The following is a 21,615-nucleotide window of genomic DNA, read 5'->3' as shown; positions in this document are numbered from 1 at the left end:
ATGTCACCTGCATTAATGAAGATGTGGATTTCGTTTGTAGCGATGGGGTTCATGATTATATCCGTTTTAACGGTTTATTTTACTAGATTTAAGGTGAGTAACAGCATTATAAGAGGTATTTTGAATACGGTTGCTTTTTTATTAATTTTACTTGCCGGCCTGATAATTTTCTATGTTGTATTCAGTGGTCCTGTACCGGAGCAATAATGAAGAAGGAAGGAATTAACTATGAAATTAAATAGGTTCTTCCTACTTGTAGGAATAGTGATGTTGAGCAGCGTCCTTTCGGGGTGTTTATATCCTCAAGATCGTTTAAAAGAAAACCAAGTCCCTTATTTAGATCAATTAGAAGCCGTACAGTCCTCTGTTAATCAATACCGTGAGGCAACTGGGGGATTGTTACCTATAAAAGATAGGGATATGGAGACACCAATCTATCAAAAATATCCAATTGATTTTAATAAATTATCCCCTCGGTACATACAAGAACCTCCTGGGACGGCATATGAAAGTGGGGGAGTCTATCTTTATGTGCTTGTGGATGTGGAAGAAGATCCTAAAGTGAAGTTGATTGATCTTCGTGTGGCTGAACAAATTCGTGATATTAATATTAGAATTGATATGTACAAGCGCTCAAATAATGGATATGCCCCGATCAAAGAAGTAATCAATGATCAGGCATTCAAATTGGATTGGGAGAAACTGGGCTATGAGTCAGAACCTTTCGCGGAGAGTCCAATTTCCGGTAAAAACCTACCATTTGTCTTAAATAATGAAGGACAAGCTCAATTGGATTATTCCATAGACTTGTACGATTTTCTTAAAGAACATGAGCATAGTTACAAACCAGGAGATGATATCCGTGGCATTATTGTGGAGCATTCCGTGTTTGTACCTGCATTTTCTCTTCCTTACACGGTAGATGAGAACAATGAACCGGTCTTTTTAAATAAAGAATAGAATAGTTGTCATGAACCCTTCTTTAGAGAATACATTCTAAAGAAGGGTTTTTTGTTTTATTTCTATGAAACATAATGCCCCACTAATTCTTGCTATTAACCATATATAAAAATAAAGAGGGAAACGGGATGAATTTTCTATAAAGTAGTCATATTTAATTAGGACAACATCATACACATATAGTGTCATAGATTATATCCTTACTAGAAAATGAAAATCCCAAGATAAATGTCGGGAGGGAATCACTTGGAAAAAGTAGATATTTTCAAAGATATCGCTGAACGTACGGGCGGCGATATATATTTAGGGGTCGTAGGAGCTGTTCGAACAGGGAAATCAACTTTCATCAAAAGGTTCATGGAGTTAGTGGTTCTGCCGAATATCGGAAACGAGTCTGATAAAGCGCGTGCTCAAGATGAGTTGCCTCAAAGTGCAGCTGGTAAAACGATTATGACAACAGAGCCCAAATTTGTACCTAACCAGGCAGTTAAGGTTAAAGTAGATGAGGGCCTTGATGTAAATATCCGTCTTGTAGACTGTGTGGGTTATACTGTACCTGGTGCCAAAGGATATGAGGATGAAAACGGTCCTAGAATGATCAATACTCCTTGGTATGAAGAGCCAATTCCATTCCATGAGGCAGCGGAGATTGGTACAAGAAAAGTAATTCAAGAGCATTCTACCATTGGCGTAGTTATTGCTACAGATGGCTCTATCGGTGAAATTCCTCGCAGAGATTACATTGAAGCAGAGGAAAGAGTTGTAGAGGAATTAAAAGAAGTTGGGAAACCATTCATCATGGTAATCAACACTGTACAGCCGCATCACCCGGAAACTGAGGCGTTAAAGCGAGAGTTATGTGAAAAATATGATATCCCAGTTATTGCGATGAGTGTAGAAAGCATGAGAGAATCTGATGTCTACAATGTATTAAGAGAAGCACTTTTTGAATTCCCGGTACTTGAAGTAAATGTTAATCTTCCAAGCTGGGTTATGGTTCTGAAAGATAACCATTGGTTACGTGAAAGCTACCAAGAAGCGGTGAAAGATACAGTGAAGGATATTAAGCGCCTTCGCGATGTGGACCGCGTGGTAGGCCAGTTCAGCGAATATGAATTCATTGACAGGGCTGGACTTGCTGGGATAGAGATGGGGCAAGGAATTGCGGAGATCGACTTATATGCACCAGACGATCTATATGATCACATTTTAAAAGAGGTTGTAGGAGTGGAGATTAGAGGTAAGGACCACTTGCTGCAATTAATGCAAGATTTTGCTTATGCAAAAGCTGAGTACGATCAAGTCTCCGACGCATTAAAAATGGTGAAACAGACAGGATATGGAATTGCTTCACCAGCTCTGACTGATATGAGTCTTGAAGAACCAGAGATTATTCGTCAAGGATCACGATTCGGGGTCAGATTAAAGGCAGTGGCACCATCCATTCATATGATCAAAGTAGATGTGGAAAGTGAGTTCGCACCGATTATCGGAACAGAAAAACAAAGCGAAGAACTAGTTCGCTACTTGATGCAAGACTTTGAGGATGATCCACTATCCATCTGGAATTCCGATATCTTCGGGCGCTCTCTGAGTTCCATTGTAAGAGAAGGTATACATGCTAAAATCTCATTAATGCCTGAAAACGCCAGGTACAAACTGAAAGAAACGCTAGAACGAATCATCAACGAAGGCTCTGGTGGGCTTATCGCGATAATTCTATAAGACTTTTAGCTGTTGCTCGGAGCAGAAGTCGGGGTAGAAAAGTGTCGAATATGTTTAATGGTGACCTATCTGTGGAATTAACACAGATGGGTCGCCTTTTTTCGTGTATTAAAACAGAGAAACGCTTGATATATAGGCGTTTATATGATAATCTACAAGCAGAAAATCTTCTCTTAATTGGCGAAATATTCCTCTAGAAGCACTTTTTTGTGAGAAATTTGTTGAAATCTAGTGTTTAATGGGTTAATATAAGCCTAGTTGCAAGATTAAGCGATTCTACCATGTATAGAATCAATCAAAATTGTGAACAAATGTTAGTACTAAAGGCTTTTGCTAGACTAAAATACTATTTTGGTTTAGAATAGCGATAACTCCTTTGGGAGGAGGTGAATGGCATGAACAAGACAGATTTAATCAATGCAGTTGCTGAAGCTAGTGAACTTTCTAAGAAGGATGCTACTAAAGCAGTTGATGCTGTTTTCGATACAATTCTTGACGCACTTAAAAACGGTGACAAAGTACAATTAATCGGTTTTGGTAACTTTGAAGTACGTGAACGTGCTGCGCGTAAAGGTCGTAACCCACAAACTGGGGAAGAGATCGAAATCGCTGCAAGCAAAGTACCAGCTTTCAAACCTGGTAAAGCACTTAAGGATGCTGTGAAATAATTGACAGCTACATAGTCAAATCAAAGTCATCTTAAAGAGGCGCATACTTTGCGCCTCTTTATTTTTGCTTTTTTAAAAAAACTTATGCTAGAATCACATTACAGCTATTTTTTAACGGTAATGTAGGAGGAAAAATAAATGACAGAAGTTAATAAGGCTCAGATAGAAGAAGCAGTAAGAATGATTTTGGAAGCAATTGGAGAAGATCCTAATCGAGAAGGATTACTGGATACTCCAAAACGTGTAGCTAAGATGTACACAGAAGTATTCGCTGGTTTAAATGAAGACCCTAAAGAACATTTTAAAACAGTGTTTGGAGAAGCACATGAAGAATTGGTACTTGTCAAAGATATCTCTTTCTTTTCTATGTGTGAACATCATTTGGTACCTTTCTTTGGAAAAGCCCATGTAGCATACATACCTAAAGGTGGAAAAGTTACTGGACTAAGTAAACTTGCCCGTGCAGTGGAGGCGGTTGCAAAAAGACCACAGCTTCAGGAAAGAATTACATCTACCATAGCGGAATCTATTGTAGAATCTCTTGATCCACATGGTGTAATGGTAGTAGTGGAAGCTGAGCACATGTGCATGACTATGCGAGGTGTTAAGAAACCGGGAGCATTAACTATTACTTCTGCAGTCCGTGGTGTACTTGAAAATGATCCTGCAGCAAGAGCGGAAGTCTTGTCTTTAATAAAAGGGTAACACCATATCGAAACTTAGAAGGAGGATTGTCATGGGTCAATCTAACACGAACGACTTTATTGTTATCAAAGCGAAGGAAGATGGCGTAAGTGTCATTGGACTTACGCGTGGTACAGACACTCGCTTTCATCATTCGGAAAAGCTTGACAGAGGAGAAGTGATGATCGCCCAGTTTACCGAGCACACCTCCGCAATCAAGATTAGAGGCAAAGCGCTCATCCAATCTTCTCATGGAGAAATGGAAACAGACTGACACAATAATCATTATCATATGTCTTAATTAAGAAAGCAGATGAATAAATATTTCTCTGCTTTTCTTATTATCTATTCAAAAGCGGGTTAAACTAAAGAAAGATAGCCCATTTTAACAATATGCTCCACTAATGTGCTATAATTAACTTTGTCTATTTTAGTTCGACTCTTCCGTCTGTACTTCTAATTATGAACCGGACGGCAGTCAAGAAAAGGGAACAAGGGTGGTCTTTAGTGAGTCATATACATATATCCATAATAAAAGAGAAACTACATAATCTGATTACACATCCATATTTAATTAAACATATTGAATACCCTGCCATTGATGAAGATAAGTTATTATTGCTTTATTCTATCATGGAGCACATTGATATTTCTGATGAAAAAAAAGAACAATACATATTATCAACCATGCTTGTACAGATCGCCCTTGATACCCATGATATGGTGACAAATGCAAAAGCAGGTCAACTTGAGGTCGGCGATGAAAAAAATCGCCAATTGACTGTATTGGCAGGGGATTTTTATAGTGGCTTATATTATAGGCTTCTGGCAGATGTAAATGACATTTCCATGATAAAAACACTTGCAAATTCTATAAAACAAATAAATGAGCATAAAATTGCCTATTATCATAAAGAGCTAGAAGGAGTAGAACCATTGATGGACAGTCTCGGAAAGATCGAATCCTCGCTTATTCAGTCTGTTTCTGGCTTTTTTTCCGACTCCCTCTTAAAAGAATTGGGCGGCAACTTTCTGTTATTAAAGCGCTTAATTCAAGAACGGAAGCTTTTCTGTAATGAAAGATCGACCTTCCTTTTTGACACTTTGCGAAGAATAGCTTTTTCAAAAGGAGAAAAGGATGTCGCTTCAAAAGAACAGGAAACATATATGTTATACCTTATTGATCGGTATATTGATCATATTAAACAAAAAATGGAACAATTGACGCACACCATCCCAACAATGAACAAACTGTTAGAAGCAAGAATACAAGAACTTTTCTATGAAATACCATTTTCAACAAAAAAGTATGCGGAAGAAGGGTAAGCCATGCAACATCCATCCAAAGAAGAACGTGTTCATAATGTTTTTGAAAAAATATATAAAAACTATGACAAAATGAATTCCGTCATCAGTTTCCAACGTCATGTCGCGTGGCGGAAAGATACGATGAAAAGAATGAACGTGCAAGGTGGTGCTAAAGCATTGGATGTGTGCTGTGGAACAGCAGACTGGACCATCTCTATGGCAGAGGCAGTTGGACGAAATGGAAAAGTGGTTGGCTTGGATTTCAGTGAGAACATGCTATCTATCGGCAAAGAAAAAGTAAAAGGGCTTGGTAAGGATAACATTGAATTGATTCATGGGAACGCGATGGCACTTCCGTTTGAAGATAATACTTTTGATTATGTCACAATAGGTTTCGGTTTACGTAATGTGCCTGACTACTTCCAAGTGTTAAAAGAGATGTATAGGGTAGTCAAACCTGGAGGAAAGGTTGTTTGCCTGGAAACATCACAACCAACTATGCCAGGCTTCCGTCAAGTCTATTTTCTTTATTTTCAATACGTAATGCCGATGCTTGGAAAGGTTTTCGCCAAAAGCTACAATGAATATGCTTGGTTACATGAATCGGCCAAAGACTTTCCAGGGATGAAAGAACTAAAAATGATGTATGAAAAAGTAGGTTTCCGACCAGTTGAGGTAAAGGCTTATACCGGTGGAGTCGCTGCCATGCATTTAGGAGTAAAACCTAGAAAATAGTTTATAAAGGTGACCTACATGAAATTAAAGATGATGTATTCTTTTTTAAATAATGATTTGCAAATAATTGAAAATGAATTAGAAGCTACCATTCAAACCGAACGTGCTTTGTTGCATGAGGCTTCGTTACATTTGCTTCAGGCTGGAGGGAAAAGAATCCGACCAGTCTTTGTCCTATTGGCCGCAAAACTTGGAACTTACGACATTCATAAAGTCAAGAATGTGGCTGTTGCCCTAGAGCTAATGCATATGGCATCCCTTGTGCACGATGATGTCATAGATGATGCGGAGTTAAGGCGTGGGAAGGAAACCATTAAAGCTAAATGGGACAACCGCATTGCTATGTACACAGGTGATTATATATTTGCCAGATCCCTCGAAATGATGACCAGAGTAGAAGATATTGAAGCTCACCGCATCCTCTCTAATACTCTCGTTGAACTCTGTAAAGGTGAAATTGAACAGATTAGGGATAAATATAACTATGATCAAAACCTACGTACATACCTGCGAAGAATCAAAAGGAAAACAGCTATCCTTATTGCAGTGAGTTGTCAGCTTGGAGCCATCACATCTGGGGTTCCTGCTTCTGTTCATCGAAGCTTATATTGGTTCGGTTATTATGTCGGTATGTCTTTTCAAATTACAGATGACATTCTAGATTTTACATCGACAGAAGAACAGCTCGGGAAGCCTGCCGGAAGTGACCTTCTGCAGGGTAATATTACGTTGCCTGTTTTATATGCAATGGAATCAACTGAATTAAACAAAAAGATCCGCACCATTCACGAACACAGCGGTTCAGATGAAATTAAGGAAATTATTGAGTTGATTAAAAGGTCTGATGCAATAGACCGTTCTTTTGCACTTAGTGACCGTTATTTGGAGCGGGCATTTAAGGAGCTTGAGAAACTTCCCAATGGACTTGCTAAACGTACCTTCAACAATGTGGCCAAGTACATTGGAAAACGGAAATATTAGACTCAATTTCGTGAACTTTGTAAAATATTACGATAATTCTCCATCTTCTGTTGCGAAACTACAAAAACCGTGATATATTTTGGTAGGTTAGGGTTTACCTAACCTTACATAATCGTAATGGGGTGGAGAAATTATTATGGAAAAAACATTTTTGATGGTAAAGCCTGATGGCGTACAACGTAACCTTATCGGTGAAATCGTTTCTCGTTTTGAAAAAAAAGGTTTCCAACTTGTTGGTGCAAAATTAATGCAAATTCCAACTGAATTGGCAGAAGAGCACTACGGTGAACATAAAGAGCGTCCTTTCTTCGGAGAGCTTGTAGACTTCATCACTTCTGGTCCTGTATTTGCAATGGTTTGGCAAGGTGAAAATGTAATCGCTACCGCGCGTCATATGATGGGTGCTACAAACCCTAAAGATGCTGCTCCAGGAACAATCCGCGGAGAGTACGGCGTAATCGTCGGCAAAAACATCATCCACGGTTCTGATTCTTCCGAGAGTGCTGAACGTGAAATCGGTCTTTTCTTTAATGGCGAAGGTCTTGTTGAATACAAAAGAGACGTAAACAACTGGATCTACTAATAGTTACGATAAATTGAAAACGCTTTATAAGAGGCGCCCTTCTCATTTGGAGAGGGGCGTTTTTTGTTGCGTTTAATAGTTTTGACGAACTTCGGTGATTCTTTTTAGGGGGAAAGGTGTGTGTTTGTCGAACATTTGAATTAAGAGGTAGAAGGTTGCTTGGGAAAGGTAGAAGGTTGCTTGGGAAAGGTAGAAGGTTGTTGTAGAACGGTAAAAGGTATTTTGGAAAATTTTTTTGAAGCTAGTTCCCCTGTCTATACTCAAATCAGCTATACTAAAATTACAGAAATAGAGAGAAAGTAGATGAATGATATGAGGGACGATTACACTCAGTTTATTGAACAGATAAAAAGGAAGACAGGCATTGACCTTGCTTTATATAAAGAAGGTCAGATGAAAAGAAGGCTTACCTCTCTCTATGAAAAAAAGGGATTGAAGAATTTTTATGAATATTACAGTCTGCTTGAAAAAGATCGCGAAGAACTATTTGAATTTCTAGACCGAATGACCATCAATGTTTCTGAGTTCTATCGCAATTACAACCGGTGGGAGATCTTAGAGGAGAAAATCCTCCCTGTTCTTTTAAAGGAAAACAAAAATCCAAAAGTTTGGAGTGCGGCATGTTCGACAGGAGAGGAGCCCTATACACTTTCAATGGTGCTCAACAACTTCCTTCCACTAAACGATATTAGAGTGAAAGCAACTGATATCGATTCAAACGTGATTGCAAGGGCAAAGCTAGCGACCTACCAAGAAAAATCCCTTCAAGAAGTGCCTGTTGCAGTCAAGAATAAGCATTTTAATAAACATGATGGTTTTTATAAGGTGAAAGAGGAAATAAAGAATACTGTTATTTTTAAAAGGCTCAATCTATTGGCTGATCCCTTTGAATCAGGACATGACTTGATTGTCTGCCGCAACGTTTTGATTTATTTTACTGAGGAAGCGAAAGAACAGCTTTACCACAAATTTAGTCATGCACTAAAAAAAGGCGGGATATTGTTTGTAGGCAGTACAGAACAAATTTTCCAACCTGCAAAATATGGTTTTGAAGTAGTGGATACATTTTTTTACAGGAAAATATAACTATTAAGCTACATTCCTGTATAAATGGTATAGTAGAACGGTTCTATACGCCCGAACAGCAACGACAATAAAGCAAACGGTCCTATAGAACGGTTCTATAAACTCGAACAACCATCAAAAACCCCCAACCTCTCCAATAGAATGATACTAAACCCCACAATTCTCCCCCCTTTCCCCAACAACTTGCTTTTTTTTAGTAGAACAATCCGCTACACTTGTGTTATAGTATTACATAATTAATTTCACTTACACGCTTAAAAGCTTTAAAGAGATAAAGGAGAGGCTGATAACGATGAGATATTTGACTGCTGGCGAGTCGCATGGACCGCAATTGACAACCATATTGGAAGGTGTCCCAGCTGGGCTGCCACTGACTGTCGAGGATATTAATGATGATCTGGCAAGAAGACAGAAAGGGCATGGCCGTGGCAGAAGAATGCAAATTGAAAAGGATACCGTAGATATTCTGAGTGGAGTTCGTCATGGTCAAACATTAGGTTCTCCCATAACCTTGGCAGTAACAAATGATGACTGGAAGCATTGGACGAAAATTATGGGGATTGAGCCCCTTTCTAAAGAAGACCAAGAAGAAGTAAAACGAAAGGTGACAAAGCCCCGTCCAGGACATGCCGATTTAAATGGAGCGATTAAATACGGTCACCGCGATATGAGGAATGTCCTAGAGCGTTCTTCTGCAAGGGAAACAACAGTTAGAGTAGCAGCAGGTGCTGTTGCTAGAAAGTTCCTCGCTGAACTAGGCATAAAGGTAGCTGGACATGTAACGGAAATAGGAGGGGTGAAAGCAACGCCTCAACCTATTACGAATTTAGATGACTTAAAAGCGGAGACTGAAGCATCCCCTGTTCGTTGTTACGATAAAAAAGTAGAACAAGAGATGATGGATGCAATTGACACAGCTAAAGAAAACGGAGATTCTATTGGCGGTATAGTAGAAGTCATTGTAGAAGGGGTTCCTGCTGGAGTAGGAAGTTATGTGCATTATGATCGAAAGTTGGATGCTAAAGTAGCAGCGTCCATTATGAGCATCAATGCTTTTAAAGGGGTAGAGTTTGGCGTTGGGTTCCAAGCAGCTAGCCTTCCGGGAAGTAAGGTTCATGATGAGATTGCTTGGAGCGAAGAACGTGGCTATTACCGTCTATCTAATAACCTTGGAGGTTTTGAAGGTGGAATGACAACTGGGATGCCGATTGTGGTAAGAGGTGTCATGAAACCCATTCCTACGCTTTACAAGCCGTTACAAAGCGTGGATATTGATACAAAAGAGCCTTTTCAGGCAAGTATTGAACGTTCCGACAGCTGTGCGGTACCTGCAGCAAGTGTGGTAGCAGAAGCGGTGGTCGCTTGGGAAATCGCACAAGCCATCGTAGAACAATTCGGACAGGACAGAATGGACCTTATTAAGGAAAATGTCCAAAGGATGAGAGAGCATGCAGCTAAATTCTAATTGGAAGCAGGTTACCGTTCAAACTGCTTCAAAGGAGTATCCCGTATTTTTAGGTAAAGGAGCAATACAAGAACTGCCTCAGTTACTGGGGGCTTTTCAAAAGAAACCCAGTAAAGTGCTAATTGTGACAGATGATCTAGTTGCTGACCTGTACCTTTCTGAAATAGTCTCAAGTTTAACGCAAAATTATATCGTCCATTCCTATGTTCTTCCTAATGGTGAAGAAGCAAAATCATTCGAAAATTATTATGCTATCCAAACCTTTGCGCTGGAAAATGGATTGGATCGCCATTCTGCCATCATCGCCCTAGGTGGTGGAGTGGTTGGTGATATTGCAGGATTTGTTGCCTCGACATTTATGAGGGGAATTAAATTCATCCAAGTCCCTACAACACTCCTCGCACATGACAGCGCAGTCGGAGGAAAGGTTGCTATCAATCATCCTCTAGGGAAAAATATGATTGGGTCCTTTTATCAGCCGGAAGCGGTCATATATGATGTGGATTTCTTAAAGAGCCTGCCCGAAAAAGAAATGCGCTCAGGCTTTGCTGAAGTGGTAAAGCATTCCCTTATCTGGGACGAAGCATTCTATCGTTGGATAAAAGGAACCATAAAGAATCTGGACGACCTTACAGAAGACAACCTGCTTGTGTGTTTGGAAAAGGGAATTAAGATCAAAGCGGAAGTTGTATCAAGTGATGAAAAAGAGACAGGCTTGCGTGCAATCTTGAATTTTGGCCATACACTCGGTCATGCACTTGAGGCTGCTTATGGCTATGGAAAAATAACGCATGGAGACGGTGTAGCACTAGGAATGCTTTTTGCAACTAGATTAAGTGAAAAGTTGAAACCAGTACTCAATTTAAGCGCTGACTTGTCACAAGCGTGGAATCGTTTTGGCTTCCCAACTAAGATTCAAACATCCGTTTCCCCACAAGAACTGTTAGATTGGATGAAAAAAGACAAAAAAACTCAAAACAGTCATATACATATGGTATTGATACAGTCCATTGGAAATGTAGAACTGCAATCCGTGCCAGATGAACTTATCCTTGAAACTTTACAAGAATTTTATTAATAGATCATCCAATAAGGGGGAATTCGGTGATTCGTGGTGTAAGAGGTGCAACAACCATACTTAAGAATTCTGAAAAAGAAATAATCTGTAAAACAGAAGAATTATTACAAAACATGATTCAAGCGAACAGCATTGAGGCAGAAGATGTCGCGCAAGTACTGATTTCCGTCACAGCAGATATCACGGCATGTTTCCCTGCGAAGGCACTGCGAAACCTTGAAGGCTGGGATTATGTCCCTGTCATGTGTACAAAAGAAATTGCTGTGCCAAACTCACTACCTTCCTGTATTAGGATTATGATGACAGTAAACACTGAGGTACCACAAAAAAATATTCAACATATTTATTTGCATGACGCTGTGAGCCTAAGACCGGACCTTGCAAAAACGTTATCGGTTGACAATTAGTAATCTACTATCATATAGTACTTACAAGAAGTAAAACAGTTGAGAGATTAGTTTAGAGCATGAAGTTGAGGGCTATAGAGCCAAAGAGTTTACCAATTCAAAACATTTATTTTTAAGCCGAGTTGAGAAGAGAATAGTTGAGAATGAGTCGAGATTAGCTGAGGTTAGAATGTATCTATAAATCTACCCAAAGACTATCCTCTGTCTTTGGGTTTTTGTTTTTTCCTCATTCTGTAACACCTCGTTACAAAGTCTCATTCTCCATTTCTGGAAAATGGAGGAGATCAGATGCAACAGTTTGCAGAGTTTCTAGATGCAAGCAAACATTACAAAACCATTCCCATTATAGAAAGTTTTTTTGAAGACACCTTAACACCAGTTTCTATCTTTCAGGCATTAAGAAAGGAAGCAGTCTATCTTTTAGAAAGTAAAGAACCCAATTCAGATTGGGCGAGGTACTCCTTTATCGGGTTGAATCCATTTTGGAAAATAACCGCCGAGGATACCACTATTACGTTGCGAGAAGTAAAGACCGATAAAGCAATCTACCATTCTAAAGAATTGAATGAAGTTATTCAACAAGCTAATAATCTGCTTCAAGTAAAACTCCTGGAAAAAAACCTAGGATTTACAGGTGGAGCAGTTGGCTATCTGAGTTATGATTTTATTCCGACAATTGAAAAAGTTCCGATGCACCCTTCTTATCACGGAGAACATACAGCAAATCTTTTATATTGCGAAGATATTGTTGTATGTGACCACAAGCAAAATGAATTACATTTTATTCATTATATTCGTTTAGATGGAAAGGAAAATGAAAAAGAGTTACAGGATAGCTTTAATCAGGCAAAAAAATCGATACGTAAAAAAGTATCCCAAATAAGGAACCGACAAGAAAGCGACCTGCTTGTGGAAGTGGATAATGGGAAGTTGGAACTTCCTGTTCATTCCAATTACACAAAAGAGAGATTCATTGAACATGTAGAAAAGATAAAGAAATATATCCAAACAGGTGACATCTTTCAATGTGTTCTTTCCCAGCGTTTTGAATTAGAAGCGGAAATAGAAGGGTTTGATGTTTACCGAGTTCTAAGAAGACAAAACCCTTCTCCTTACTTGTTTTATCTTAAATATGACGAGATGGAATTGATAGGAAGTTCACCAGAAAGGCTCATACAAATTCAAGATAGAAAATTAGAAATTCATCCGATTGCCGGTACGAGAAAAAGAGGAATAACAGAAGAAGCAGACAAGGAGCTTGCGGAGGACTTATTGCAAGACGAAAAAGAACAGGCTGAACATTATATGCTGGTAGATCTTGCGCGAAACGATTTAGGAAGAGTCGCTAAATATGGATCCGTCCATACGCCGGTTATGAAAGAGCTTGTTTATTTTTCAAGGGTGATGCACCTGATTTCTATTGTAAAAGCAGAGCTCGCTTCCAATTACACTCCTGTGGAAGCATTGCTTGCAGCTTTTCCAGCTGGAACTGTTTCCGGAGCGCCAAAGGTAAGGGCCATGCAAATCTTACAAGAGCTTGAGCCAACAGTAAGAAACACTTATGCCGGGGCCATTTGTTATATCGGGTTTGACGGCAATATTGATTCTTGTATTACTATCAGGACGATACAAAAGCGTGGTAGCAGCTTCTATGTTCAAGCAGGTGCAGGAGTAGTAGCGGATTCTGTTCCCGAACTGGAATATCAAGAAACAATAAACAAAGCATCAGCATTGATTGAAACAATCCAACTAGCAAATAAATATTTTGCCAAAAAGACGGGAGGCTCATGCAGCTATGTTTAAAGCCTATTTAACGAAATTAATAGATGGAGCGAACCTTACAGCAGAAGAAGCGGAAAGTGCAATGGACCTGATGATGAAAGGAGAGGTTACCTCCAGCCAGATTGCAAGTTTTATATCTATTCTCAGATTCAGGGGAGAGACCTCAGAGGAAATGTTAGGATTCACTAAAGCGATGCGCGGGCATATGAAGCCGATAGCCTATGAACATCCTCATTTAATTGATACATGCGGTACAGGAGGGGATGGAGCCTCTACTTTCAATATCTCAACTGCATCTGCGATTGTGGCAGCAAGTGGAGGAGCAAAAGTAGCCAAACATGGGAACAGGGCAGTATCTTCCTCAAGTGGTAGTGCAGATGTGTTAGAGCAGCTTCGACTTCCAGTGCAGCAAACGCTTGAAGAAGCTACAGAAAATCTTAAGGACAAAGGGATGAGTTTTCTTTTTGCTCCTATTTACCATGAGGCGATGAAGCATGCGGTTGCTCCAAGAAAAGAGATTGGATTCCGAACTATTTTTAATCTTCTTGGCCCGCTTGCCAATCCAGTTCGTTGTAAAAAACAGGTAATCGGAGTCTTTTCTAAGGATTATGCTTATAAAATGGCGGAAGTGTTGAATCAGCTTGGTTCTGAACATGTTTTAATTGTAGCAGGAGAAGACGGTTTGGATGAGATAACAATCACGGCTAGTACACATGTGGTCGAAGTGAAAAACGGTAAAATCTTATCTTATACGATAACACCAGAGGACTTCGGGTTTGAACGTGGCCGACTGGAAGACATTCAAGTAGCTAATAGTTTACAGAGTTCCCATCTGATCAAACAGATTTTTCAAAATAAAAGCAACCAAAGTGCACGAAATATTGTTTATCTAAATGCTGGTGCTGCTCTCTATGTATCTGGAATTACGGAAACAATTCACAAAGGTGTAGAACTTGCTGTTCAATTAATAGAAACAAACCAACCGTACGAATTATTACAACAACTAAAAAAGGCAGGGGTGAATGAGCATGTTAACTAAAATAGTCGAGACAAAAAAGATAGAAGTGAAAAACTTAACCCTACCTTCTCAGAAACAGGTACAGCGTTACTCCTTTTATGATGCACTTGCCAACCCTAAGCGCCATCTAGGTGTAATTGCTGAGATGAAAAAGGCATCTCCATCAAAAGGAATTCTGAAAGAAAGCTTTGCCCCAATAGATATTGGAGCGGAATACGAACAGGTTGGGGTGGATGCAATATCCGTGCTCACAGATCAGACCTATTTTAAGGGATCAAAGCATGATTTGATGATGGTAAAGGAAACAACAAGCCTGCCTGTCCTGAGAAAGGATTTTATTATAGATTCCATTCAGGTTGAGGAGAGTGCACGTATTGGTGCAGATGCAATACTGTTAATAGCGGAAATTCTCCCTGATAAAAAACTGGCTACGTTATATAAACAAGCAACAGATTTAGGTTTGGATGTACTGGTAGAAGTGCACAGTTTGGATAGGCTTACACAACTTCTTCAAACAATCACTCCAAAGATCATCGGAGTCAATAATAGAAATCTTGCAACCTTTGAAACAGACATTCAAACGACCAAGGAACTTTCTGCTTATATTCCAAGTACTTCCTTGCTAGTCAGTGAGAGCGGTATCCTATCCCAAGATGACCTGCGCCAAGTACAAGGCTTTGGAGCAAACGCCGTACTTGTAGGAGAAGCGTTCATGAAAGACCACACGCCGGGCACAGGAGTGAAGAGACTATTCGGGGAACTTGAGCATGTCTAGAACATCTAGAACAAAAATTAAATTTTGTGGAAACAAAAGCTTGCAAGATTATGAGGCCTCTGTGAAGTCTGGTGCAGATTTTATAGGTTTTGTTTTTGCGGAGAGTAAGCGACAGGTGCAACCAGAAGAGGTGGCAAAATGGGTAGCATACTTGCCCCCAGGGAAAAAACGGCTTGTGGGGATCTTCGTTAATCAACGTATTGAGGAAATTCTTCAAGCTGTCCAAACGGTCCCGTTGGATATCGTTCAATGTCATGGAGATGAGAATCTGTCATTTATTAAAGAGTTAAAGTCAAAGAGTGATGTAGATGTTTGGAAAGTTATTCATCACGATGATGAAACAAGTGTAAAAAAATTAGAACTTTTCACAGGTGTGATAGACGGTTTTGTTATAGATAAAAAAGTCGGCAATCAATTCGGAGGGACGGGAACAAGTTTTAACTGGACACACATCCCCCTCTATGACAGAGTTGCAACTCAATATGACCTTCCATACTTGATTGCAGGTGGGATCAATGTAGAGACACTCCCAGAGTTGTTTCCTTATTCTCCACAAGGAATAGATCTATCAAGTGGAATAGAAGAGAATTTTACTAAAAGTAAAGACAAAATCAATCAGATAGAAAGAATGGTGAGAGAACATGACAAACGTACAAACACCAGATAGCTTCGGTAGATTTGGAGAGTTTGGGGGCAAGTATGTACCTGAAACATTGATGCTACCGTTGGAAGAATTAGAACAAGGCTTGCAAGATGCCCTAAATGACCCAACCTTTCTGGAAGACTACCATTACTATCTAAAGGAATATTCCGGTAGACCTACAGCATTGACATATGCTGAAAAACTTACAAGTCGAATTGGCGGAGCGAAAATTTACCTAAAACGAGAAGATCTGAATCATACAGGTGCACATAAAATAAATAACGCCATCGGCCAAGCTTTACTTGCTAAGCGGTTGGGGAAAAAGAAGATTATCGCCGAAACAGGTGCAGGACAGCATGGAGTAGCAGCCGCAACAGTTGCTGCTAAGTTTGGACTGGAGTGCAAGGTATTCATGGGCGAGGAAGACATTGAGCGCCAGGCGTTAAACGTCTTTCGAATGAAACTATTAGGAGCAGAAGTAATCCCTGCTACAAGTGGTAATAAAACACTTAAAGATGCCACCAATGAAGCCATTCGCTATTGGGTGCAACATTGTGAAGATCATTTTTATATGATTGGTTCTGTTGTGGGGCCACATCCATATCCATATATGGTGCGGGAGTTTCAACGAGTAATTGGAGAAGAATCCAAAAGGCAGTTTGAGGAAAGAGAAGGCGGTTTACCTGATAAAATTGTAGCATGTGTCGGTGGTGGTTCCAACGCAATAGGAATGTTTGCACCATTTGTGGACGATGAAGTAAGTCTTATAGGTGTGGAAGCTGCCGGAAAAGGGATAGATACACCTTTGCATGCTGCTACACTATCAAAAGGTACGAAAGGTGTTATTCATGGATCTCTGACTTACTTGATTCAAGATGAACATGGTCAAATTATTGAACCCTATTCCATTTCAGCAGGACTTGACTATCCCGGAATTGGACCAGAACATGCATACCTCAAGGACAGCAGCAGAGTTGATTATCAAAGTGTGACAGATGAGGAAGCGTTGGAGGCATTGCATATCCTTGCAAAAGAAGAGGGCATCATACCGGCAATCGAGTCGGCCCATGCTCTCGCAACTGCCTATAAAGAAGCGGCAAAAATGCCAAGTGATGAAACAATTCTCGTATGTTTATCGGGGCGCGGGGACAAAGACGTGCATACATTAATGAATAGAATGGAGGGGACAGTAGAATGACGACGTATCTAGAGAGATTACCAAAGCTTGACAAGCTGTTTATTCCATTTATTATGTCTGGAGATCCTACACCGGAATTGTCGATAAAGCTTGCTCTTCTTTTAGAGGAGGCAGGTGCATCCGTACTAGAGCTTGGAGTCCCGTACTCCGATCCGTTAGCAGACGGCCCAGTCATACAGCGTGCTTCCAAGCGTGCTTTGGCCCATAAAACAACCATTACAAGCACCATGGAGCTTGCTGGAGAAATGAGAAGAAGAGGACTGAAAATTCCGATCATCCTCTTTACGTATTATAATCCTGTGTTACAATTAGGAGAAGAATCCTTTTTCGCTTTAGCGAAGCAAAATCAAGTCGACGGGCTCCTCATTCCTGATCTTCCGTTTGAAGAAAGCAGGAGAATACGAGAGAAATGCAGCGAACATGCTATAACGTATATTTCACTTGTTGCCCCAACTTCCAAAGAACGGATGAATACGATTACAGAGCATGCTCAAGGCTTTCTATATTGTATTTCCTCGCTTGGTGTGACAGGGGTGCGTAAAGAATTTTCCGAGGAGTTGTATGCTTTTCTTGAAGAGGTAAAAAAGAAAAGCAACGTGCCGACTGCAGTAGGATTCGGAATCTCAGAGAGTGAACAAATACAAACCTTAAAACCATATTGTGATGGTTTTGTGGTGGGAAGTGCACTCATTAAAATGATTGAACAAAAAGAAAAGCAATTTAAAGTTGATGAAGAAAAAACCTTGCATGAATTAAAGCAACAAATAGAGGAGCTTATCTCTCCACTTTTAGCAGAAAGGTGAATGTTGAAGATGGAAATTAAAGAACAACTGCTTAACTTGACGCCTTATCAACCAGGTAAACCGATGGAAGAAGTGAAGAGGGAATTAGGATTAGAGAAAATAGTGAAACTCGCTTCTAATGAAAATCCATATGGCTGCTCTCCAGCTGTTCAGCAGGCTCTATTAGCGGAGCTCAGCAATGCCGCTACATACCCTGATGGTTATGCAAGAGACTTGCGTGAAGTACTAGCAGCCCAAACAGGTGTTGGAGAAAAAGAGCTTATTTTTGGAAATGGTTCTGATGAGGTCATTCAAATTGTTTGCCGGGCACTATTAAAACCAGGGAAAAATACGGTGATGCCAACACCTACTTTTCCACAATACAAGCATAATGCCATTATTGAAGGGGCAGAAGTTAGAGAAATTCCATTACAAGATGGTTATCACCAGCTTGATGAAATGCTTAACTCTATTGATGAGAATACAGCAATCGTTTGGTTATGCAGTCCGAATAATCCTACAGGAACTTACATCAAGGAAGATCTGCTTCTTTCTTTTCTAGAAAGAGTCCCTAGCAATACTTTAGTTGTTGTGGATGAAGCATATAAGGAGTATGTCATTTCAGAAGATTACCCTGAAACGGTGACTCTGTTAAAAGACTATCCAAACCTTATGATTACCCGTACTTTCTCAAAAGCATATGGCCTTGCTAGTTTTCGTATCGGATATGGAATTGGAAATGAAAAGCTTATCCAACTTATAGAACCCGCAAGAGAACCATTCAATACGAACTCTCTGGCCCAAGTTGCTGCAAAGGCTGCTGTAGGGGACCAATCTTTTATCAAAGAGTGTGTGACAAAGAATAAAGAAGGTTTAGAGCAATATTACGCATTTTGCGAGGAATTGAAACTTGCCTACTATCCTTCTGAAGGAAATTTCATCTTGATAGATTTTCAGACGGACTCAGATATTCTGTTTCAATATTTAATGAAAAAAGGGTATATTGTTCGTTCTGGAAAAGCATTAGGTTATCCGACTTGCTTACGTATTACTGTTGGAACAAAGGAACAAAACGCAGAGATTATCTCTTACTTGAAGGAATTTAAAATGAAGCAAGCCATTTAATAGAGAGGAGATATCCTCTCTATTTACATATATATAGACATCAGGCGGTGAAATGCAGTGAACGGAAAAGTGTTGGTTATCGGACTAGGGCTTATTGGTGGATCCATAGCCCTTGCGATAAAAAAAGAACATTCAAATGCGTGTATAATAGGATACGATATAAATACTCAGCAGGCGAAATTAGCGAAGTCATTAAAAGTTATCGATGAGTTCTGTGAAGATTATGATGCGGAAGCAAGCGATGCAGATTTTATCGTTATTTCTGTACCGGTCATGCAGGCCAATGAAGTGTTAAAACACTTAAGCAAGATTACATTTACGAAACCACAAGTTGTGATCACCGATGTAGGTAGTACGAAAGATAGTATTACCACTTTAGCAGCTACCCTGTTCCCTCAGGATAATGTTACATTCATAGGGGGGCATCCAATGGCAGGTTCCCATAAAAGCGGTGTGATCGCAGCCAAAAGCCACCTATTCGAAAATGCTTTTTATGTGCTTACACCATTTACGGAAGATGCCAGTCCTAAAGAGGTGGCCTTAACGAAAATGTGGCTAGCTGGAACGAAGGCAAATTTTATTACCATGTCTGCTGCAGAACATGATTTGGTGGCAGGGGTCATCAGCCATTTTCCTCATGTGGTCGCCGCTGGCCTTGTTCATCAGGCAGAGGATATGCAATCTACCAATCCATTTGTTTCGAGGCTAGCAGCAGGTGGCTTCCGAGATATCACAAGGATCGCTTCAAGCAATCCGACGATGTGGAAGGACATTTTGATACATAATAAAGAAACCATTCTTACCCTTTTAGATCAATGGATGGAACAAATGGTAGTGGTGAGGGAACAGTTATCACAGGATAACGAAGCTTTTTTGCTTGAGTATTTCAGTAAAGCTAAGGAGTTTCGTGACGGTCTACCTGTAAAATCTAAGGGTGCTATTCCGTCCTTTTACGATTTATATGTGGATGTTCCCGACTACCCTGGTATCATCTCAGAGATTACCGGTATACTTGCAAAAGAAAAAATAAGCATTACCAATATCCGAATCATGGAAACAAGAGAAGAAATTTATGGAGTGCTGAGACTAAGCTTCCAATCAGAAGACGATCGCCAATCTGCAGAAAATTGCTTACGCAAACACACCATGTATGAAACCTATATTGTCTAGTTAGGAGAGAGTGTCAATGAAAAAACTTACAGGTACTGCAAGTGGGTTAAAAGGAACCATACAGATTCCAGGAGATAAATCCATTTCCCATCGTTCCGTCATGTTCGGATCAATGGCGGAAGGCAAAACGACAGTGGAGAATTTCCTTCCTGGTGATGACTGCCTAAGTACAATCAGTTGTTTCTCCAAGCTTGGGGTGAAGATAGAACAGGATGGCTCCAATGTGACGGTATATGGAAACGGATTGAAGGGACTTCGAGAGTCATCAGAAATATTAGATGTCGGGAACTCGGGAACAACAGCGCGACTGATGATGGGGATCCTCTCCGGTTTGCCAATACACTCTGTCTTAATTGGGGACGAGTCTATCGCCAAAAGACCGATGAAACGGGTTACTGTTCCGTTACGTGATATGGGCGCAAGAATACAAGGGAACCAAGATGGCAATTTCACGCCCATCTCTATTCAGGGAGGTGGCTTGAGCGGCCTTGATTACGTGTCGCCTGTAGCAAGTGCTCAAGTGAAGTCTGCTGTTCTGTTGGCAGGGTTGCAGGCTGAAGGGGTAACAAGCGTGAGTGAACCATTTAAATCCCGTGATCATACTGAGAGAATGCTGCGTGCATTCGGAGTGGATGTAAGAGAAGAAGAATGCAAGGTAAGCGTGGTTGGCGGGCAAAAGCTGGTGTCAGATATGCATATAGTCGTTCCAGGAGATATCTCTTCTGCAGCATTTTTCCTGGTTGCAGGTTCGATAGTGCCCGGAAGCAAGGTTACATTGCAGAGGGTCGGGTTAAATCCTACTCGTACTGGGATTTTAGAAGTTCTAAAAAATATGGGTGCAAGTCTGTCATATTCTAATGTGGTAGAGGATGGACCTGAACCATATGCGGATATTACCGTTGAATCTTCTGATCTTAAAGGTGTTGAAATTGGCGGAGATATCATCCCACGCCTGATTGATGAAGTGCCTATCATCGCTTTAATGGCGACACAAGCTGAAGGTACAACAGTGATAAAGGATGCGGAAGAGCTGAAGGTGAAGGAAACAAACCGAATTGATACGGTTGTGAATGAGCTGAAGAAGCTTGGAGCGGATATTAAGGCAACGGAGGACGGAATGATTATTAAGGGCAAAACGAGGTTGCATGGTGGCACGCTAGACAGTTACGGGGATCACCGTATCGGGATGATGGGAGCCATTGCGAGCCTCGTTGCTGATGGAGAAACGGTTCTACAAAATGATGGGGCAATCAATGTTTCCTATCCGAGCTTCTTTGAGCATATGGAAAGTTTGAGAAGAGGGTAATTTTTAGAAGAGGGGTCTATGGAGATGGGCCTCTTTTTTATTTCCTATATTTGTTAGTTTTGACAATGGGAGGGTGTTGTTTGGCTAGGAGGTGGGGGTATAGTTTAAGATTTGGGCGGGTGATAAACGCGATTCG

23 protein-coding genes are annotated in these 21,615 nt (G+C 40.3%); all 23 read left to right on the top strand.

Going from position 1 to position 21,615, the window contains the following annotated elements:
* The 23 genes from AAV98_RS02535 (at window position 1) to aroA (ending at window position 21,479) form a co-directional block, all read left to right on the top strand.
* Entirely contained in the window at window positions 1-207 is a 207-nt protein-coding gene (locus tag AAV98_RS02535; protein ID WP_060663970.1) for a DUF2768 domain-containing protein, read from the top strand.
* Between the two features lie 21 nt (window positions 208-228).
* The gene (locus tag AAV98_RS02530) at window positions 229-960 is read left to right on the top strand and encodes a hypothetical protein (protein ID WP_060663969.1); all 732 of its coding nucleotides are present in this window, start codon (window positions 229-231) and stop codon (window positions 958-960) included.
* A gap of 246 nt (window positions 961-1,206) precedes the next feature.
* The gene (gene spoIVA, locus AAV98_RS02525) at window positions 1,207-2,685 is read left to right on the top strand and encodes a stage IV sporulation protein A (RefSeq protein WP_010193642.1); all 1,479 of its coding nucleotides are present in this window, start codon (window positions 1,207-1,209) and stop codon (window positions 2,683-2,685) included.
* A 395-nt stretch (window positions 2,686-3,080) separates the two neighbouring features.
* Window positions 3,081-3,353 carry a non-specific DNA-binding protein Hbs gene (gene hbs, locus AAV98_RS02520; RefSeq protein WP_010193643.1) on the top strand — a complete coding sequence of 91 codons (273 nt, stop codon included), beginning with the start codon at window positions 3,081-3,083 and terminating at the stop codon, window positions 3,351-3,353.
* Window positions 3,354-3,491: 138 nt separating this feature from the next.
* Window positions 3,492-4,058, top strand: coding sequence for a GTP cyclohydrolase I FolE (folE, locus tag AAV98_RS02515; RefSeq protein ID WP_060663968.1), 567 nt, complete (start codon window positions 3,492-3,494; stop codon window positions 4,056-4,058).
* Window positions 4,059-4,089: 31 nt separating this feature from the next.
* Window positions 4,090-4,311, top strand: coding sequence for a trp RNA-binding attenuation protein MtrB (gene mtrB, locus AAV98_RS02510; RefSeq protein ID WP_060663967.1), 222 nt, complete (start codon window positions 4,090-4,092; stop codon window positions 4,309-4,311).
* 233 nt (window positions 4,312-4,544) lie between these two features.
* On the top strand, window positions 4,545-5,363 hold the full coding sequence (locus AAV98_RS02505; protein WP_060663966.1) for a heptaprenyl diphosphate synthase component 1: 819 nt from the start codon (window positions 4,545-4,547) through the stop codon (window positions 5,361-5,363).
* A gap of 3 nt (window positions 5,364-5,366) precedes the next feature.
* The gene (locus AAV98_RS02500; protein ID WP_060663965.1) at window positions 5,367-6,080 is read left to right on the top strand and encodes a demethylmenaquinone methyltransferase; all 714 of its coding nucleotides are present in this window, start codon (window positions 5,367-5,369) and stop codon (window positions 6,078-6,080) included.
* A gap of 18 nt (window positions 6,081-6,098) precedes the next feature.
* On the top strand, window positions 6,099-7,061 hold the full coding sequence (gene hepT, locus AAV98_RS02495) for a heptaprenyl diphosphate synthase component II (RefSeq protein WP_060663964.1): 963 nt from the start codon (window positions 6,099-6,101) through the stop codon (window positions 7,059-7,061).
* Window positions 7,062-7,197: 136 nt separating this feature from the next.
* Window positions 7,198-7,644 carry a nucleoside-diphosphate kinase gene (gene ndk, locus AAV98_RS02490; protein ID WP_060663963.1) on the top strand — a complete coding sequence of 149 codons (447 nt, stop codon included), beginning with the start codon at window positions 7,198-7,200 and terminating at the stop codon, window positions 7,642-7,644.
* A 303-nt stretch (window positions 7,645-7,947) separates the two neighbouring features.
* A complete protein-coding gene (locus tag AAV98_RS02485; RefSeq protein WP_082380734.1) occupies window positions 7,948-8,730 on the top strand; it encodes a CheR family methyltransferase in 783 nt (260 codons plus the stop codon).
* A 292-nt stretch (window positions 8,731-9,022) separates the two neighbouring features.
* Window positions 9,023-10,195 carry a chorismate synthase gene (gene aroC / locus AAV98_RS02480; protein WP_060663962.1) on the top strand — a complete coding sequence of 391 codons (1,173 nt, stop codon included), beginning with the start codon at window positions 9,023-9,025 and terminating at the stop codon, window positions 10,193-10,195.
* The gene (gene aroB / locus AAV98_RS02475; RefSeq protein WP_060663961.1) at window positions 10,179-11,273 is read left to right on the top strand and encodes a 3-dehydroquinate synthase; all 1,095 of its coding nucleotides are present in this window, start codon (window positions 10,179-10,181) and stop codon (window positions 11,271-11,273) included. Before aroC ends, aroB begins: the two co-directional genes overlap by 17 nt.
* Before the next feature lie 26 nt (window positions 11,274-11,299).
* Window positions 11,300-11,680, top strand: coding sequence for a chorismate mutase (gene aroH / locus AAV98_RS02470; protein WP_060663960.1), 381 nt, complete (start codon window positions 11,300-11,302; stop codon window positions 11,678-11,680).
* 288 nt (window positions 11,681-11,968) lie between these two features.
* Entirely contained in the window at window positions 11,969-13,483 is a 1,515-nt protein-coding gene (trpE, locus tag AAV98_RS02465; protein ID WP_060663959.1) for an anthranilate synthase component I, read from the top strand.
* Window positions 13,476-14,501: an anthranilate phosphoribosyltransferase gene (gene trpD, locus AAV98_RS02460; protein ID WP_060663958.1), complete on the top strand. Its 1,026-nt coding sequence runs from the start codon at window positions 13,476-13,478 to the stop codon at window positions 14,499-14,501. The genes trpE and trpD overlap by 8 nt, the downstream gene beginning before the upstream one ends.
* Complete coding sequence (gene trpC, locus AAV98_RS02455) at window positions 14,491-15,255, top strand: indole-3-glycerol phosphate synthase TrpC (protein ID WP_060663957.1); 765 nt, start codon at window positions 14,491-14,493, stop codon at window positions 15,253-15,255. The genes trpD and trpC overlap by 11 nt, the downstream gene beginning before the upstream one ends.
* On the top strand, window positions 15,248-15,922 hold the full coding sequence (locus tag AAV98_RS02450) for a phosphoribosylanthranilate isomerase (RefSeq protein ID WP_060663956.1): 675 nt from the start codon (window positions 15,248-15,250) through the stop codon (window positions 15,920-15,922). The genes trpC and AAV98_RS02450 overlap by 8 nt, the downstream gene beginning before the upstream one ends.
* A complete protein-coding gene (gene trpB / locus AAV98_RS02445) occupies window positions 15,897-17,096 on the top strand; it encodes a tryptophan synthase subunit beta (protein WP_060663955.1) in 1,200 nt (399 codons plus the stop codon). Before AAV98_RS02450 ends, trpB begins: the two co-directional genes overlap by 26 nt.
* Window positions 17,093-17,899, top strand: a complete 807-nt coding sequence (trpA, locus tag AAV98_RS02440; protein WP_060663954.1) for a tryptophan synthase subunit alpha — start codon at window positions 17,093-17,095, stop codon at window positions 17,897-17,899. The genes trpB and trpA overlap by 4 nt, the downstream gene beginning before the upstream one ends.
* 9 nt (window positions 17,900-17,908) lie before the next feature.
* Window positions 17,909-19,003 (top strand): histidinol-phosphate transaminase, encoded by a 1,095-nt coding sequence (gene hisC / locus AAV98_RS02435; RefSeq protein ID WP_060663953.1) that lies wholly within the window; start codon window positions 17,909-17,911, stop codon window positions 19,001-19,003.
* A gap of 57 nt (window positions 19,004-19,060) precedes the next feature.
* Window positions 19,061-20,173: a prephenate dehydrogenase gene (locus AAV98_RS02430; RefSeq protein WP_060663952.1), complete on the top strand. Its 1,113-nt coding sequence runs from the start codon at window positions 19,061-19,063 to the stop codon at window positions 20,171-20,173.
* 16 nt (window positions 20,174-20,189) lie between these two features.
* Complete coding sequence (gene aroA, locus AAV98_RS02425; protein ID WP_060663951.1) at window positions 20,190-21,479, top strand: 3-phosphoshikimate 1-carboxyvinyltransferase; 1,290 nt, start codon at window positions 20,190-20,192, stop codon at window positions 21,477-21,479.
* The last annotated feature ends 136 nt before the right edge of the window (window positions 21,480-21,615 follow it).

Source organism: Bacillus sp. CHD6a, from assembly GCF_001293645.1.
Classification (GTDB): domain Bacteria; phylum Bacillota; class Bacilli; order Bacillales; family Bacillaceae_I; genus Sutcliffiella_A.
The sequence above is the reverse complement of the archived record's forward strand: the minus strand, read 5'-3'. Positions and strand labels throughout refer to the sequence as shown.

Coding starts and splice junctions, on each gene's coding strand:
- trpA (WP_060663954.1), top strand. CDS start 17,093: ATGACGACGTATCTAGAGAGATTACCAAAGCTTGACAAGCTGTTTATT.
- ndk (WP_060663963.1), top strand. CDS start 7,198: ATGGAAAAAACATTTTTGATGGTAAAGCCTGATGGCGTACAACGTAAC.
- trpE (WP_060663959.1), top strand. CDS start 11,969: ATGCAACAGTTTGCAGAGTTTCTAGATGCAAGCAAACATTACAAAACC.
- aroB (WP_060663961.1), top strand. CDS start 10,179: ATGCAGCTAAATTCTAATTGGAAGCAGGTTACCGTTCAAACTGCTTCA.
- AAV98_RS02485 (WP_082380734.1), top strand. CDS start 7,948: ATGAATGATATGAGGGACGATTACACTCAGTTTATTGAACAGATAAAA.
- hbs (WP_010193643.1), top strand. CDS start 3,081: ATGAACAAGACAGATTTAATCAATGCAGTTGCTGAAGCTAGTGAACTT.
- trpC (WP_060663957.1), top strand. CDS start 14,491: ATGTTAACTAAAATAGTCGAGACAAAAAAGATAGAAGTGAAAAACTTA.
- AAV98_RS02500 (WP_060663965.1), top strand. CDS start 5,367: ATGCAACATCCATCCAAAGAAGAACGTGTTCATAATGTTTTTGAAAAA.
- aroC (WP_060663962.1), top strand. CDS start 9,023: ATGAGATATTTGACTGCTGGCGAGTCGCATGGACCGCAATTGACAACC.
- trpD (WP_060663958.1), top strand. CDS start 13,476: ATGTTTAAAGCCTATTTAACGAAATTAATAGATGGAGCGAACCTTACA.
- mtrB (WP_060663967.1), top strand. CDS start 4,090: ATGGGTCAATCTAACACGAACGACTTTATTGTTATCAAAGCGAAGGAA.
- trpB (WP_060663955.1), top strand. CDS start 15,897: ATGACAAACGTACAAACACCAGATAGCTTCGGTAGATTTGGAGAGTTT.
- hepT (WP_060663964.1), top strand. CDS start 6,099: ATGAAATTAAAGATGATGTATTCTTTTTTAAATAATGATTTGCAAATA.
- aroA (WP_060663951.1), top strand. CDS start 20,190: ATGAAAAAACTTACAGGTACTGCAAGTGGGTTAAAAGGAACCATACAG.
- AAV98_RS02535 (WP_060663970.1), top strand. CDS start 1: ATGTCACCTGCATTAATGAAGATGTGGATTTCGTTTGTAGCGATGGGG.
- AAV98_RS02530 (WP_060663969.1), top strand. CDS start 229: ATGAAATTAAATAGGTTCTTCCTACTTGTAGGAATAGTGATGTTGAGC.
- AAV98_RS02450 (WP_060663956.1), top strand. CDS start 15,248: ATGTCTAGAACATCTAGAACAAAAATTAAATTTTGTGGAAACAAAAGC.
- folE (WP_060663968.1), top strand. CDS start 3,492: ATGACAGAAGTTAATAAGGCTCAGATAGAAGAAGCAGTAAGAATGATT.
- hisC (WP_060663953.1), top strand. CDS start 17,909: ATGGAAATTAAAGAACAACTGCTTAACTTGACGCCTTATCAACCAGGT.